Below are 15,528 nucleotides of genomic sequence, written 5' to 3' on the forward strand. Positions count from 1 at the left end.
GACGACAGAAAGAGGGGAAGACCCCTCTTATCGCTTATAAGTAACGGCGCAACGTTTCAACTAATTGCGACACATGTACTTCTTCTGTTTCGCCTGTTTTGCGAACTTTTACTTCAACTATTCCTTCGCTTACCCGCTTTCCAATCGTGACGCGTACAGGTAAACCGATTAAATCGCTGTCAGCGAATTTCACACCTGGGCGCTCGGCACGATCATCATACAACACTTCAAACCCTTCTTGTTGCAAACGGATGTACCACTCGTCTGCAAGTTTTCGTTGCTCGTCCACTTTTGGATTGACAGAAATAAGATGCACATGGAACGGGGCAACAGCTGTTGGCCAAATGAGCCCATGCTCATCGTTATATTGTTCAGCGATGGCTGCAAGCGTACGAGATACACCGATGCCGTAACATCCCATAATCATCGGTTGCATGCGTCCATTTTCATCTAAATACGTTGCATTCATCGCTTCGCTATAACGTGTTCCTAGTTTAAATACGTGACCAACTTCAATGCCGCGCGCAAAACGAATCGTTCCTTTTCCATCTGGCGACGGATCCCCTTCTTGAATGAAACGAACGTCCGCATATTGCGCAACAAAATCACGATCTGGGTTAACCCCTTTATAATGATAGTGTGCTTCATTGGCTCCGCATACACCGTTGACAATCGCTTTTACTGCATGATCCGCTAAAACAAGTACGTCGTCGCTCACACCAATTGGACCAAGCGAACCAACTTCACAGTTCATCACTTGTTTTGTTTCTTCTGGCGTTGCTAATTCCACAACCGTTGCTTCTAATATATTTTTTACTTTCACATCATTCACTTCATGGTCGCCACGTACAAGAACAAGTACATAGCGATCGTCTACTTTAAATAATAACGACTTGATACATTTTTCTTTTGGTACTTGCAGAAATTGACTTACTTCTTCAATCGAACGTTGTTCCGGTGTATGCACTTTTTCAAGCGGGGCATGCGGTTCATCGCTTCGCTCATACGTCGTAATGACTGGCGCCATTTCGATATTCGCTGCATAATCAGAACAATCTGAGTATGCAATTGTATCTTCTCCGACATCGGATAAAACCATAAATTCATGTGTATCTTTTCCGCCCATGGCGCCAGAATCGGCAATGACAGCGCGGAAATTTAATCCGCAACGACGGAACACATTGGCATAAGCTTCGTACATTTTATTGTATACTTCATCTAAACTTTCCTGTGAAGCATGGAACGAATACGCATCTTTCATAATAAACTCACGGCCACGAAGCAAACCGAAACGCGGGCGTTTTTCATCACGAAACTTTGTTTGAATTTGGTAAAGCGTAAGTGGCAAACGTTTGTACGATTTCACTTCATCGCGAACAAGTGCCGTAATGACTTCTTCATGTGTTGCACCGAGCGCAAAGTCGCGATCATGGCGATCTTTTAAACGCATTAATTCTGGTCCATATGAATACCAGCGGCCTGACTCTTGCCATAGCTCTGCTTGTTGTAGCGCTGGCATGAACAGTTCGATAGCACCTGCACGATCCATTTCTTCACGAATGATCGCTTCAATTTTTTGTAATACACGTTTACCAAGTGGTAAAAAGCTATATACTCCACTCGCGTTTTGGCGAATGAAACCAGCGCGAAGCAGCAGTTGATGACTTTTAATTTCTGCATCTGCTGGCACTTCACGCAATGTAGGAATAAACGACATACTTTGTTTCATCTTTTTTTAGCACCTCTTACTTCATTGATTTATAGGAAAAATTTTTGAATATCATTCCACGTAACAACAAGCATAAGCAACATGAGAAGGGCAAAACCGATAAAATGCACAATTCCTTCTTTTTGGCGATCAATTGGCTTTCCACGCAACGCCTCAATCGCAAAAAACGTTAAGCGTCCCCCATCAAGTGCCGGAAGCGGAAGTAAGTTGATAATCCCTAGGTTAATGCTTAAAATAGCTCCCCATTTCATTAAGTAATACACGCCAGATTGAGCGACTTTATGTGTGGAAACGGCAATGCCAACAGGTCCAGATAGCATATCAAATGAAAATTTCCCCGTCAATAAATGACCTAGACCAACGATAATTTCTTTTGTCCAATAGTACGTTTCTAGCGCTCCTTGTTTGATCGCCCCAACAACCGATTTTTCCATCGGTCCATATACACCGATCAGCCCGATCGTCTCCCCTTCTATCGTTTTCTTTTCTGGTGTAACAGTGAGATCGATCATTTGGCCGTTGCGCTTCACTTGAAATTGGAGCGGTTTTTCTGGGCTTTTTCGAATCATTGTAACAACATCTGTCCATGAAGACATCGGCTGTCCGTCAATCGAAATGACAATATCACCTTGTTTCAATCCTGCTTGACGCGCAGCACCGTCTTCTGTCAATTCACCAACAATCGGTTTATCGACAGGGTAACCTTGTAATAGCCCAATAACAATAAAGATGACAAGCGCTAAGATGAAATTCATTAGCGGACCAGCGAAAATAGCCATTGCCCGCTGTCCGAGCGTTTTTGAACCGAATTGACGATCGTACGGTGCTATTTGTACTTCTTCGCGATCAATAACGATGTACGCTGGATCGCTTAGCTCAAAGCGTTGTAAACGATCATCCTCATTCTCGTAACCTTCAATATATAGCTCATGTTCAAAGTCTGCACGCTCCACCTCAATGATTTTCGCATCTTCATATTCATCTTTATGATTGACGATTACTTTCTTCACTTTACCGTCTGAATGAAACAATAAACCGACAACTTGCCCGCGCTTAACGTCAATCATCTCAGGGTCTTCGCCAGCCATGCGCACAAAACCGCCAAGTGGAAGTAGGCGAATGGTGTACGTCGTTTCCCCTTTTTTCATCGAAAACACTTTTGGACCAAATCCAATTGCAAACTCGCGGCATAAAATACCTGCCCGCTTAGCGAAAATAAAGTGGCCTAATTCATGAAAAAACACAAGCGCACCAAAAATAATAAGAAAAGCAATAACCGTCTCCAAAGTTTCAACCACCTTTTACATGTGTAGTGATTTTACATATCGTCTCGTTTCAAGATCGACTGCACGAATCGTCTCAAGGTTCGGATGAGCAATCGGTACGTGTCGCTCCATCGCTTTTTCAATGCATTGTTCAATCGCTAGAAACGATATTCGTCCAGCTAAAAAGGCCGCCACCGCTTCTTCATTGGCGGCGTTTAATACCGTTGGCATCGTTCCGCCTATCTTTCCAGCTTCATAAGCAAATTGTAAACAACGAAACCGGTTCATGTCCACTTTTTGAAAATGCAACGTGGCTACTTGTGCTAAGTTCAGTCGCTCAATATGTAGCGGAAAACGGTCAGGATATGTTAATGCATATTGAATCGGTACGCGCATATCTGGCGTTCCGAGTTGAGCAATGACACTTCCATCATGAAATTGTACCATCGAATGAATAATACTTTCTTTATGCAAAAGAACGTCAATTTGTTCATACGGTAATTGGAATAACCAGTGTGCTTCGATAACTTCGAGTCCTTTGTTCATCATCGTTGCAGAATCAATTGTAATTTTTGCTCCCATCGACCAATTCGGGTGTTTCAACGCTTCTTCCACTGTGACGTGTTGTAGTTGTTCGCGAGTCCGATCGCGAAAACTACCACCAGATGCCGTTAAAATAATACACTCAATATTTTTTTGTCGCTCTCCTTGCAAGCATTGAAAGATAGCAGAATGCTCACTATCGACAGGCAAAATGGTTACGCCGTAGTCAGCAGCGTGTTTCATGACAAGATGACCTGCGGTAACTAACGTTTCTTTATTTGCTAACGCAATCGTTTTTTTCGCCTCAATCGCTCGTAACGTAGGCACTAATCCAACGCTTCCGACAACCGCATTGACGACAATGTCTGCTTCTTGAACCGTCGCTACTTCAACGAGACCATCTTCACCGGAAACGATGCGCACTCGCCCTATATATTCGCTTTGTAGCATATGTGCATCTTCTTTTTGAGCAACACATACGACTTTCGGTGAAAATTGTTCAATAATATGTCGAGCTTGCTCTATATTTCGCCCAGCGGAAAAAGCGACGAGACGAAACGCATCGGGATGGGCGCGAATCACATCTAACGTTTGCATGCCGATTGAGCCCGTCGCTCCTAATAAACTAATTGCTCGCAAAAGCCCCACTCCTTTTTACGCAATAAGGTAAAACAAATGCAAAATTGGCAAAACAAATAACAAACTATCGAAGCGATCTAAAATGCCACCATGTCCTGGCAAAATAGCTCCTGAATCCTTTACTCCATAGTGACGTTTAAATGCCGATTCCACTAAATCACCAAGCTGTCCGAAAACGGATAAAATGACTGTCGCAATGAGTAACATGAGGAAAGACGGCGCAAATGGCGATAGCCACTCATACACGCTCACGACAACAAGGGCACACAAAACCCCACCAATAGCACCTTCCACTGTTTTGTTTGGGCTAATATGCTCCCATAGCTTTCGTTTTCCGAACGCACGACCAACAAAGTACGCTCCGCTATCCGTTGCCCAAATTAAAAAAAGCGCATAAAAAATGTACGACAAACCGGCTTCACGCACTTGAACAAAAGAATAAAAACCAACCCCTACATATAAGACAGCGACAATCATAAATGCTACATCATCAAATGTAAATGCATTTTTTGATATCACCGTATAAATGAGCAACAAAAAGAGCCCAACGACGAGAATCCATATATTTATCATATGTTCATATGGATATAAAAAGAGCCATAATGCAAGAAAACTAACAATGCTCGGAAACGAAAAAAGCGATATGCGTTTCATGCGAATAAGTTCAAATAAGCCAACCGTAGCTAGTATATACGTTAACACTAAAAATGGCCATCTGCCATATATGACGATCGGTAAAAAGACTGAAGCTGCAATCACTGCTGTCACAATTCTTTGTTTCATACGAAATTATACGCCTCCAAACCGGCGGCTTCGTTGTTGAAATTCATGTACCGCCTGTAAAAAATGTTGTTCTGTGAAGTCTGGCCATAATACGTCTGTAAACCAAAATTCTGTATAAGCCAATTGCCAAAGCATGAAATTACTTAAACGAATCTCTCCGCTTGTGCGAATGAGTAAATCGGGATCTGGTAAATCGTTTGTCATTAAATATGAATGGAACATCTCTTCATTCACATCACTTGCTTGAATCGTTCCATTTTGCACATCATCAACAAGCTTTTGAACGGCATACACAATTTCCGCACGACTTCCGTAGTTTAACGCAAAATTTAAAATTAAGCCCGTATTTTGTTTTGTCTCTTCGATTGCTTTATCGACTGCACGTAACGTATGTAAAGGTAGTTGATCTTTATGTCCCATGACGCGTACTTGTACGTTTTCTGCGATTAACTCTGGCAAAAATGTGTTCAAAAACTGCTCAGGCAACTGCATTAAATAATCGACTTCCGTTTTCGGTCGTTTCCAATTTTCTGTTGAAAAAGCGTATAACGTTAACACGTTCACACCGAGTTCGTTCGCAAAGCGCGTGATTTTCCGTACCGTTTGCATGCCCTCATAATGTCCAGCCATACGTGGCAACGCGCGTTTTTTCGCCCATCGTCCGTTCCCGTCCATGATGATTGCCACATGCGCAGGAATCGGTCCTTGTAAAATTGTTTCTTTCTCATATCCTTCTTCTTTGTTTTTCCATCTTTTCATCTTTTCAAACATAAGCGCGTGTCCTCCAGCTTTGATCCAACGTGATTAGGCTGTGCGCCCTATTTCGTAATTATAACAAAAAACCCTCTATAAACATAGAGGGACTTATACTTCCATTACTTCTTTCTCTTTTTCTTTCGTGATCACATCAATTTTTGCGATATGATCGTCTGTTAATTTTTGAATGTCTTCTGTATAGCCACGCAACTCGTCTTCTGTAATTTCGCCATTTTTCTCTAGCTTTTTCAACTCATCGTTTGCATCGCGACGAATGTTGCGCACAGCGACTTTCGCTTCTTCAGCATATTTTTTTACTAACTTTACAAGCTCACGACGGCGCTCTTCCGTTAGTGGCGGAATGGAAATACGAATGACTGAACCGTCGTTTGAAGGCGTTAATCCTAAATCAGATGCTAAAATAGCTTTTTCAATTTCCTTCAATACAGATTTGTCATACGGCTGAATAACAAGAAGGCGCGCTTCTGGCACTTGAATGCCTGCTAACTGAATAATTGGTGTCGGCATGCCGTAGTAATCTACTGTAATTTTTTCTAGTAACGCTGGATTTGCACGACCTGCGCGAATCGTTGCGAGTTCACGCGAAAAAGCTTGAACTGCTTTATCCATTTTTTCTTTCGCGTTCGTTAATACTTGCATCTTATTTCCCCCTTACAATTGTTCCAATATTTTCGCCTAATACGGCACGTTTAATATTTCCTTCTTCCATAATGGAGAAAACAATAAGTGGAATATCGTTATCCATACATAGCGATGAAGCGGTGGAATCCATGACACCTAATCCTTGTTTGATTACATCTAAGTAGGATAGTTCATCGTACTTTACTGCATTTTTGTCTACTTTTGGATCAGCGCTATATACACCATCTACGTTGTTTTTCGCCATTAAAATGACATCCGCTTCAATTTCTGCAGCACGAAGCGCGGCTGTCGTATCTGTCGAGAAGTACGGATTCCCTGTTCCTGCTGCAAAAATGACGACACGTTTTTTCTCTAAGTGACGAATCGCTCTTCGACGAATGTAAGGCTCTGCCACTTGGCGCATTTCAATAGACGTTTGCACGCGCGTTTGCACACCAAGTTGCTCTAGGCTGTCTTGCAAAGCAAGCGAGTTCATTACTGTTGCTAGCATGCCCATATAATCGGCTGTGGCACGATCCATTCCCATTTCACTGCCGATTTTACCGCGCCAAATATTCCCACCGCCAACAACGACCGCCACTTCAACTCCAAGTTCTGCTACCTCTTTTACTTGTTGCGCAATGGATTTAATGACAGACGGATTAATGCCAAATCCTTGATCACCAGCTAACGCTTCACCGCTTAATTTTAAAACGACACGTTTATATTTTGGGCTTTTCATTGTAAACCTCCATACCGTTCTCTAAAAATAGGGAACACATATGTGTTCCCTATTTGTATTCATTACTTACGAACTTGGCTCATAACTTCTTCAGCGAAGTTATCTTGACGCTTTTCAATACCTTCGCCTACTTCGTAACGGATGAAGCTTTTTACAGTTGCACCATTAGATTCTACAAATTGGCGTACTTTGACGTCTGGATTTTTTACAAAGCTTTGCTCAAGTAAGCAAATGTCTTCAAAGAATTTGCCTAAGCGGCCTTCAACCATTTTTTCAACGATATTTTCTGGTTTTCCTTCATTCAATGCTTGTTGTTTTAACACTTCGCGCTCACGAGCGATTTCTTCCGCGGATACTTCATCGCGAGAGACGTATTTTGGATTAATCGCAGCAATGTGCATCGCTACATCTTTTGCAATGTCGCTATTTGTTGTACCTTCTAATACTGTTAATACGGCAATGCGACCACCCATGTGTAAATATGCACCGAACGCTGCATTATTATCTTTTTCTACAACTGCAAAGCGACGTAACGTAATTTTTTCGCCAATTTTAGCGATCGCTGCGTTGATATGTTCTTCTACTGTCGCACCGTTGTCCATTTTTTGTTGCAACGCTTCTTCTACTGTTGCAGGCTTATGTTTTAATAAATGATCTGCTAATTCTTTTACTAATGTTTTAAACCCTTCGTTTTTCGCAACGAAGTCTGTTTCAGAGTTTACTTCTAAAATGACAGCTGTATTTCCGTCAACTTCAATTAATGTTGTTCCTTCAGCCGCAATGCGATCTGCTTTTTTCGCGGCCTTCGCCATTCCTTTTTCACGAAGCCAGTCGATCGCTTTTTCCATATCACCGTTTGTTTCTGTTAACGCTTTTTTGCAGTCCATCATTCCTGCGCCTGTTTTTTCGCGCAATTCTTTTACCATTTGAGCAGTAATTGCCATATTAAACATCCTCCTTTTTTATGTGCCAAATCGTATGTACACAAACCGAAACGGTTCGTATGCTTATTATGCCCGATTTTCTTAAAAAAAGGTGATAAAAGGCTCCCCCCTCTTATCACCTTTCACATGCTTACTCAGCTGTGACAACGGCTTCTTCGCCTTGTTTTGCTTCTAAAATCGCATCAGCAATTTTAGATGTAAGAAGTTTCACAGCGCGAATCGCATCGTCGTTCGCAGGAATGACGTAGTCGATTTCGTCTGGATCACAGTTTGTATCCACAATTCCGATGATCGGAATGTTTAATTTACGAGCTTCTGCAACGGCAATGCGCTCTTTGCGTGGGTCGATGACAAATAATGCATCTGGCAATTCTTTCATTTCTTTAATACCGCCTAAAAACTTTTCAAGACGCTCTAACTCTTTCTTTAGTTTTACCACTTCTTTTTTAGGCAATACATCGAATGTGCCATCTTCAGCCATTCTTTCGATTTCTTTTAAGCGTTTAATGCGTTTTTGAATAGTTGAAAAGTTTGTTAACGTTCCACCTAACCAACGTTGGTTCACGTAGAACATGCCAGAGCGTTCTGCTTCTTCTTTCACAGAATCTTGCGCTTGTTTTTTCGTACCAACGAATAAAATTTTACCACCGTTTTCCGCAAGTTCTTTGACGAAGTTATACGCTTCTTCTACTTTTTTCACTGTTTTTTGTAAGTCAATGATATAAATACCATTGCGTTCAGTGAAAATGTACTTTTTCATTTTCGGGTTCCAGCGACGTGTTTGATGCCCGAAGTGAACCCCTGCTTCAAGCAATTGTTTCATTGAAATGACAGACATCTTTCATCCTCCTATACGGTTTTTTTCCTCCGCTCACGTCATTTTTAAGCAAGACTGCAAGGCAGCACCGTTGCTTAAATCGATGAGCGTGTGTATTCACACCAAATAGAACTATATCATAATTAAAAAGCACATTCAACTACTTTTGGTGAAATTTAAGCAAAAGCTCCATTTCTGTTTTGCCACGTTTGAGCGTCTTCGCAATCTCATCAATTGTTTTTCCTTGTTGTTGAAGTTTTAATGCTTCTGAGACAAGCGACTCGAGCGATTGCTCTTCCTTTGGCGCAGTTGACGATAACTCGATGCGGTCAACAACATGCTCAACTGGAGGAGACATTTGTTCTTTTCGCAATGAACGAGAATGTTGGCGAATAGTCGATGATGTAATTTGTTTAACAAATCGTTCGTTTTCTTCTTTGAACTGCATTAAATATGTTGTCATCATCGTTTCCATTTCGCGAATAAGCTCCGCTTGCTCTCTTTCCGTCTCTTTAATTTTCATCCATTTTAAAGATAAAAGGATGATAAGAAAGAGAGAAATACCATGCAACACGAAGCTAACAAACCATAAAAACGTTGTCATATCATCCCTCTTATCCGGTAAAATCAATATGCGTTCCTTTGTAAGGGTGTTTGTTTTTTTCTTTCTTCTCAGATTGCTTTTTCCATTTGGAACGTTCGCTTTGTTCGGCTTTCGTCACTTGCTGCCGAATACGCTCGTCTTGTTTTTTCATTTCTGTTGCAAGCTGTTGTTGAGCAAGCTGTCCGTACTGTTGCATATGTTCTTGCCACTTCCCGAGCTCATGCGTTTTCGGCAACGCTACTTGTAACTCGACTAACTTTAAGCTCATCGTTTCACTTCCTTCATAAAAGTTGTTTGATGAAGGACTGTCATATCGCTTGCTCAATCAGTTTGCGCATTTTAAATAAAGCTTTGGCGTGAATTTGAGAAATCCGTGACGTCGACAGTCCCATAATATGCCCGATTTCTGTAAACGTCAGTTCTTCTTTGTAAAACAAACTAATGACTAACTGTTCTTTTTCATTCAATTGTTGTACGACGTTTGCTAGTTGAGCAATTTGTTCTTCTCGCAATATGTGCTCCTCAGGCGATGGCGATCGTTCATCACGTATCGTAAACGATGATTGATCATCGTCATCGTCAAATGGTCGCTCATCAAGCGATAAAACATTCGCGAAAAACTGCTCATTCATGACTGCGTATACTTCATCTTCTGATATATTTAACGCGTGAGCTACTTCTTTGGCACTAACGTCACGCATATGCAGTTGTTGCAACTGCTCAATTGTCGCTTCAATTTTCTTCGCTTTTTCTCGTACGCTTCGGGGAAGCCAATCTTCTTTGCGCAAACCATCTAAAATAGCGCCACGAATACGAAATGAAGCATACGTGTCAAACTTTAAATCACGCGAAGGATCGAATTTTTCTAGCGCATCGTATAAACCGAGTAACGCTAAACTTTTTAAATCTTCTTTTTTTACGCTTTTCGGAAGGGATGAAGCTATACGTTGTACGTGATAATCGACAAGTGGCATATACTTTTCAATCAGTTGATTGCCCGCCTCACGATCACGAGCATCAATCCACTTTTGCCAGCACAATATATCATCCCCCCTAAGCTACGTTTTGGCATTTATTTCTCTTCGTGACTCAATAATTGACGAATATACTCAGCTACTTTTTGTTGTTCTTCTTCACTTAAGTCTTCAATCATCTGCTCAACTTCGGTGTCATTCCGTTGTGCAAACGAAACGTTCGATGTTGATTCATCTCTTTCGATAAATCCGATCATCCAGCGAACAATAAATGCGAAAACAAAGAAAACAACAAATGCAATGAAAGCCCGTATTGTAGATGTCCATATGCTATTTTGCAATAGTGAAGAAAAAAAGGCGATCATACAGCCGAATAAAGCAAAGCCAATGTTAAATTTCCATGTACCAGCCATTACATTTCCCGTACCCCTTGATTTACTGTTCGAATGAGCAATATACCTGTTTTCGGATGAAATTCAATCGTCCGCCCGCTACTTCCTCCGACATCTTCAGCAACAATCGGAATGCGAAAGCGTTGAAGCTGCTGGCGAACAGCCTCAACATTGCGCGGTCCGATACGCATCATATCCGTCGTCCCTGTGCGAAACTGAAACATTTGCGCACCACCAGCCATTTTTGCTTTCAAATGACCGTTTCGTCCTCCTGCCTCAATGACGCGCCGGATCAGCTCTTCAATCGCGGTGTCGGCATACTTCGCCACATTCATGTTTTCGGATTTTGCTAACGATGAATCAGGTAACATCACGTGCGCCATCCCGGCCACTTCTTTTGTTAAATCATATACGACCACACCAACGCACGAGCCAAGCCCACATGTGCGAATGACATGCGGTGCCTTGACAATATTCATGTCAGCAATCCCGACTTTCACCACTTGAACAATTTCACTCATCATGTTCCACACCTAAAGCTCGAAAGATGATATGAAATGATTCAGGGTCAGGAAGTAAGAAAAAGTGGCCATTGACGCGATCATCCGGCTGATGTTCCTCGTGAATTGCTGTATCAACGACGATGACATGATCACCGACGCGCGACATTTCAATTAATCCATAGCTTAAAATTGCACCGATCATATCAATGCTGAGCGCCGGAACAGATGGATGTAAATTTAAATTGGTAAAATCCGATAAAGATGATAAATACGAACCGGCTAAAATGTTGCCAAGCTCTTGCAATGCAGATAACGGTAGCTCTGAACAATCTTGTTCTAATTTAAACTGTTCGTCGCCAGTCATTTGTTGAATAAATCGTTCCGCCTGCTCAATCGATAGTACAAAAAACATATTGCCAGGTGCATCTCCTTCAATACGCAAAAAAACAGCAGCAACGACATTGTCAGCTCCTCCGACAATGTCCATCATTTCGTCAAAAGAAATGATGCGCACATCAGGAATCGTCATTTCAATTCTTTTATTTAACAGTTTTGATAACGCCGTTGCTGCATGGCCCGCACCGATATTACCAATCTCTTTTAGTATGTCCATATGGACGGCATCCATCCGTTCAAAATATGACATGGACGATTTATCCTTTCTCTGTTTTTAATACTTTTTCTAAGTTTAATAAAATAAATAGACGCTTTCCAATTTTTACGACACCATTAATATAATCCGCTGTTGTTGCATCAACTACTTCTGGCGGCGGTTCAATGGCGTCCGTTGAAATATCAACGACATCGTTTGCCGCGTCAACAATTAAACCAACTTCCATATCATCAAGCGCAACGATAATGACGCGCGTATGGTCGGAAAATGTCGCTTCTTCTAACCCAAACCGCATGCGTAAATCAATAATCGGTGTAACGACTCCACGCAAATTAATGACGCCCTTAACATATTTCGGAACGCGAGGAACGCGTGTAATATGTTGAATTTTTTCAATCGAGCGCACTTGTTGGACTGGAATTGCGTATTCTTCGTCTTTTAGTTGAAAAATAATCACTTTCAGTTCAGCCACATTAAATTCCCCCTCTCGCTTGCTCCTACTTAATTAACGCATTGCAATCAATAATGAGTGCAACTTGTCCGTCGCCTAAAATGGTTGCCCCAGAAATAGCAAATACGGACGTTAAGTAGTTGCCAAGCGATTTTAACACCACTTCTTGTTGACCAATAAATGAATCGACGACAAGTCCAGCCATTTTCTCACCTTTACGCACAATGACGACCGATAAGAAATCGTCTTCTTCCTTGATGACCGGCACTTCAAAAATATCTCTTAAGAATAAAAGCGGCACAACTTTCCCACGAAAATCAATCACTTTTTGATTATGGGCATGTAAAATATCTTCTTTTTTCACAATGGCTGTCTCGATAATCGATGACAACGGAATCGCATATTTTTCATTTTGAATTTCAACTAACATAACTGAGATAATGGATAGTGTAAGCGGTAGCTGAATCGAGAAGACCGAACCAACCCCTTCTTCCGAGTCAATGGATACTGATCCACCAAGCGACTCAATCGTACTTTTTACAACATCTAATCCGACACCGCGTCCTGAAATGTCAGATACTTTATCCGCTGTTGAAAAACCTGAAGCAAAAATAAGTTCATATACTTGTTTGTCTGTTAAATTGGCTGCGTTTTGTTCCGAGATAATGCCTTTACTAATGGCTTTTTTCAGCACTTTTTCACGACTAATGCCCGCACCGTCGTCTTCGATTTCAATGAATACATGATTGCCGCTATGATATGCTTTAAGCTTGACTGTTCCTTCTTCCGGTTTTCCTTTCGCTCGGCGCACATCTGGCGTTTCAATGCCATGATCGATAGCATTGCGCAACAAGTGAACGAGCGGATCGCCAATTTCATCAATCACTGTGCGATCGAGCTCCGTTTCTGCTCCGATAATTTCAAGATTAATTTTCTTCCCTAAATCGCGAGCTAATTGACGAACCATTCGCGGAAAGCGGTTAAATACCGTTTCAACAGGTACCATGCGCATATTTAAAATAATGTTTTGCAAGTCTCCTGAAATGCGCGACATCCGTTCAACTGTTTCGTGTAATTCAGGGTTGTTTAACTCACGCGAAATTTGTTCTAGTCGGCCGCGATCAATGACAAGTTCTTCAAATAAGTTCATTAATACATCAAGGCGCTCAATATTGACGCGAATCGTTTTGTTGCTTACTTGCTTTCCAGTCGCTTTTTCTTCTTGTCCTTCTTGTTTTTTCTCCGCGACTTGTTCCACTGTTTTCGGCTCTTCTTTTTGTTCCACCGGTTTTTCGTGCGCCTTTTCCTGCGCAAAATCAACCGGTTGGACGTTTACTTCTTCTACTTCAGATACTTTCATAATGCGCTTTTGTAACTCATCTTGTGATACTTTTGTCACTACCGTCACAACAAATTGATCGTCAAACTGTTCGGCCTCAAGCATTTCAACGGTCGGAACAGACTTGATCACTTCACCGATTTGTTCAATCACTTCAAAAATCATAAATACGCGGGCAGCTTTTAATAAACAGTCAGAGCGCAGTTTAATCGCAACTTCATAACTGTGGAACCCTTGTTCAGCCGACTGTTTTAAAATCGTGTATTCAAACTCATCGTATGTTTGTTCATATGTCGGAGTGCTTTTTTGTGCTACAACGACTTCTCCTTTTTCAATTTGCTTTAACTGCGCAACAACGTCTGTAACGTCACGTTTTCCATCTCCACCTTCTGCAATGGAAACGACCATCGCTTCTAAATCGTCAACAGCACGAAAAATGACGTCAAGAAGTTCAGGCGTAACCGCTATTTTCCCATTACGAATCGCATCAAGTACATTTTCCATTTGATGTGTTAAATTCGCTAAGTCCTCAAATCCCATCGTTGCTGACATTCCTTTTAACGTATGAGCAGAACGAAAAATTTCATTAACGATCGACACATCGTCTGGATTTTTTTCAAGTTCTAGCAGTTGCTCGTTAATTGTTTGTAAATGCTCTTTACTTTCATCAATAAACACTTCGAGGTATTGACTCATGTCCATTGTTCCTATCCCCCTCAAACTTGTACGTGTTTCATTACCGCTTCAGCAATATCGTCCACGTGAACGATCTCATCAACAACGTTTGCAGCAATGGCTGACTTAGGCATGCCGAATACAACGGAAGATTCGGCAGATTCTGCAATGACAAACGTCTTACCCGAAGACTTTAATTGTTTTAATCCTGCTGTACCGTCTGAACCCATGCCTGTCATAATAACAGCAATTTTCTCGTAATCTGTTAAGGCGCTTAGCGATTCAAACATCACGTCAACAGAAGGTCGATGACCATTGCGCGGTGCTGCTTCATCCAAGTGGATGGCTAGCGACATCCCTACACGTTTCACATGTAAGTGTTTTCCTCCTGGTGCGATATACGCTGTCCCTTTTTGAATAATTTCACCATCCTCTGCCTCTTTGACGCGAATGTGACATAATGAATCAAGTCGGGTCGCTAACGACTTTGTAAACCCTTTTGGCATATGTTGAACAACTAAAATCGGTGCGTCAATCGTTGCTGGAAATTTTGTTAATACGTGTTGAAGCGCACGCGGTCCACCTGTTGATGTACCGATCGCGATGATTTTTTTCTTTCCACTTACATTTTGTCGTTCACTTACCTCTATTTTACTATATTGCTTTTGTGGCAACATAGACATTTTTTGTTTTGTTTTCACCGTTCGTAAATTCGCTTCGCTTGCCAAAAGCACTTTTTCGATCATTTTATCTTTAATTTTATATAAATCTAGCGAGATCGCTCCGGAAGGCTTCGCAATAAAGTCAACCGCCCCGTATTGCAACGCTAAAATCGTATTTTCCGCCCCTTCTGTCGTCGTGCTTGAGATCATAACGACAGGAAGAGGTCGTTTTTGCATTATATGCTTTAACGTTTCAAGCCCGTTCATGACAGGCATCTCAACATCTAGCGTCACGACATCCGGATTGAATTGCTCAATTTTTTGTAACGCTTCTTGTCCGTCACGTGCTGTACCGACAACGTGCAACCGCGGATGTTCGGACAAAAAATCACTAATTAATTTTCGCATAAAAGCAGAGTCATCAACGACGAGCACTTTTGCTTTCTTCACAGCGA

18 protein-coding genes are annotated in these 15,528 nt (G+C 41.6%); all 18 read right to left on the bottom strand.

The window, feature by feature from the left end:
* Positions 1 to 34 precede the first annotated feature (34 nt).
* The 18 genes from HNQ82_RS02800 to HNQ82_RS02885 all read right to left on the bottom strand — a co-directional run bounded on the left by HNQ82_RS02800 (position 35) and on the right by HNQ82_RS02885 (position 15,523).
* A complete protein-coding gene (locus HNQ82_RS02800; protein WP_183246996.1) occupies positions 35 to 1,729 on the bottom strand; it encodes a proline--tRNA ligase in 1,695 nt (564 codons plus the stop codon).
* A 29-nt stretch (positions 1,730 to 1,758) separates the two neighbouring features.
* Positions 1,759 to 3,015, bottom strand: a complete 1,257-nt coding sequence (rseP, locus tag HNQ82_RS02805) for an RIP metalloprotease RseP (protein ID WP_183246999.1) — start codon at positions 3,013 to 3,015, stop codon at positions 1,759 to 1,761.
* 15 nt (positions 3,016 to 3,030) lie between these two features.
* Complete coding sequence (gene dxr, locus HNQ82_RS02810) at positions 3,031 to 4,176, bottom strand: 1-deoxy-D-xylulose-5-phosphate reductoisomerase (protein ID WP_221260995.1); 1,146 nt, start codon at positions 4,174 to 4,176, stop codon at positions 3,031 to 3,033.
* 15 nt (positions 4,177 to 4,191) lie between these two features.
* A complete protein-coding gene (locus tag HNQ82_RS02815) occupies positions 4,192 to 4,959 on the bottom strand; it encodes a phosphatidate cytidylyltransferase (RefSeq protein ID WP_183247003.1) in 768 nt (255 codons plus the stop codon).
* 6 nt (positions 4,960 to 4,965) lie between these two features.
* On the bottom strand, positions 4,966 to 5,730 hold the full coding sequence (uppS, locus tag HNQ82_RS02820; protein ID WP_183247005.1) for an undecaprenyl pyrophosphate synthase: 765 nt from the start codon (positions 5,728 to 5,730) through the stop codon (positions 4,966 to 4,968).
* 93 nt (positions 5,731 to 5,823) lie between these two features.
* Positions 5,824 to 6,375, bottom strand: a complete 552-nt coding sequence (gene frr, locus HNQ82_RS02825; protein ID WP_035047341.1) for a ribosome recycling factor — start codon at positions 6,373 to 6,375, stop codon at positions 5,824 to 5,826.
* A 1-nt stretch (position 6,376) separates the two neighbouring features.
* Positions 6,377 to 7,099 carry a UMP kinase gene (pyrH, locus tag HNQ82_RS02830; protein WP_004891026.1) on the bottom strand — a complete coding sequence of 241 codons (723 nt, stop codon included), beginning with the start codon at positions 7,097 to 7,099 and terminating at the stop codon, positions 6,377 to 6,379.
* Between the two features lie 62 nt (positions 7,100 to 7,161).
* Positions 7,162 to 8,043 (bottom strand): translation elongation factor Ts, encoded by an 882-nt coding sequence (gene tsf, locus HNQ82_RS02835; protein ID WP_032099696.1) that lies wholly within the window; start codon positions 8,041 to 8,043, stop codon positions 7,162 to 7,164.
* A gap of 130 nt (positions 8,044 to 8,173) precedes the next feature.
* Entirely contained in the window at positions 8,174 to 8,881 is a 708-nt protein-coding gene (rpsB, locus tag HNQ82_RS02840; protein WP_183247007.1) for a 30S ribosomal protein S2, read from the bottom strand.
* A 139-nt stretch (positions 8,882 to 9,020) separates the two neighbouring features.
* Positions 9,021 to 9,464 carry a DUF6115 domain-containing protein gene (locus HNQ82_RS02845; RefSeq protein WP_183247009.1) on the bottom strand — a complete coding sequence of 148 codons (444 nt, stop codon included), beginning with the start codon at positions 9,462 to 9,464 and terminating at the stop codon, positions 9,021 to 9,023.
* 10 nt (positions 9,465 to 9,474) lie between these two features.
* Positions 9,475 to 9,732: a hypothetical protein gene (locus HNQ82_RS02850; RefSeq protein WP_183247011.1), complete on the bottom strand. Its 258-nt coding sequence runs from the start codon at positions 9,730 to 9,732 to the stop codon at positions 9,475 to 9,477.
* A gap of 40 nt (positions 9,733 to 9,772) precedes the next feature.
* Positions 9,773 to 10,504 (bottom strand): FliA/WhiG family RNA polymerase sigma factor, encoded by a 732-nt coding sequence (locus tag HNQ82_RS02855; RefSeq protein WP_221260996.1) that lies wholly within the window; start codon positions 10,502 to 10,504, stop codon positions 9,773 to 9,775.
* Positions 10,505 to 10,536: 32 nt separating this feature from the next.
* Positions 10,537 to 10,851, bottom strand: a complete 315-nt coding sequence (locus tag HNQ82_RS02860) for a hypothetical protein (protein ID WP_183247013.1) — start codon at positions 10,849 to 10,851, stop codon at positions 10,537 to 10,539.
* Complete coding sequence (locus HNQ82_RS02865) at positions 10,851 to 11,351, bottom strand: chemotaxis protein CheD (protein WP_055441195.1); 501 nt, start codon at positions 11,349 to 11,351, stop codon at positions 10,851 to 10,853. The genes HNQ82_RS02860 and HNQ82_RS02865 overlap by 1 nt, the downstream gene beginning before the upstream one ends.
* Entirely contained in the window at positions 11,344 to 11,979 is a 636-nt protein-coding gene (locus tag HNQ82_RS02870) for a chemotaxis protein CheC (protein WP_183247016.1), read from the bottom strand. Before HNQ82_RS02870 ends, HNQ82_RS02865 begins: the two co-directional genes overlap by 8 nt.
* Positions 11,980 to 11,986: 7 nt before the next feature.
* Positions 11,987 to 12,418, bottom strand: coding sequence for a chemotaxis protein CheW (locus HNQ82_RS02875; RefSeq protein ID WP_055441126.1), 432 nt, complete (start codon positions 12,416 to 12,418; stop codon positions 11,987 to 11,989).
* A 25-nt stretch (positions 12,419 to 12,443) separates the two neighbouring features.
* Positions 12,444 to 14,438, bottom strand: a complete 1,995-nt coding sequence (locus tag HNQ82_RS02880; RefSeq protein WP_183247018.1) for a chemotaxis protein CheA — start codon at positions 14,436 to 14,438, stop codon at positions 12,444 to 12,446.
* 14 nt (positions 14,439 to 14,452) lie between these two features.
* On the bottom strand, positions 14,453 to 15,523 hold the full coding sequence (locus tag HNQ82_RS02885) for a protein-glutamate methylesterase/protein-glutamine glutaminase (RefSeq protein WP_055441128.1): 1,071 nt from the start codon (positions 15,521 to 15,523) through the stop codon (positions 14,453 to 14,455).
* Between the last annotated feature and the right edge of the window lie 5 nt (positions 15,524 to 15,528).

Source organism: Anoxybacillus tengchongensis, from assembly GCF_014201585.1.
Lineage (GTDB): Bacteria > Bacillota > Bacilli > Bacillales > Anoxybacillaceae > Anoxybacillus > Anoxybacillus tengchongensis.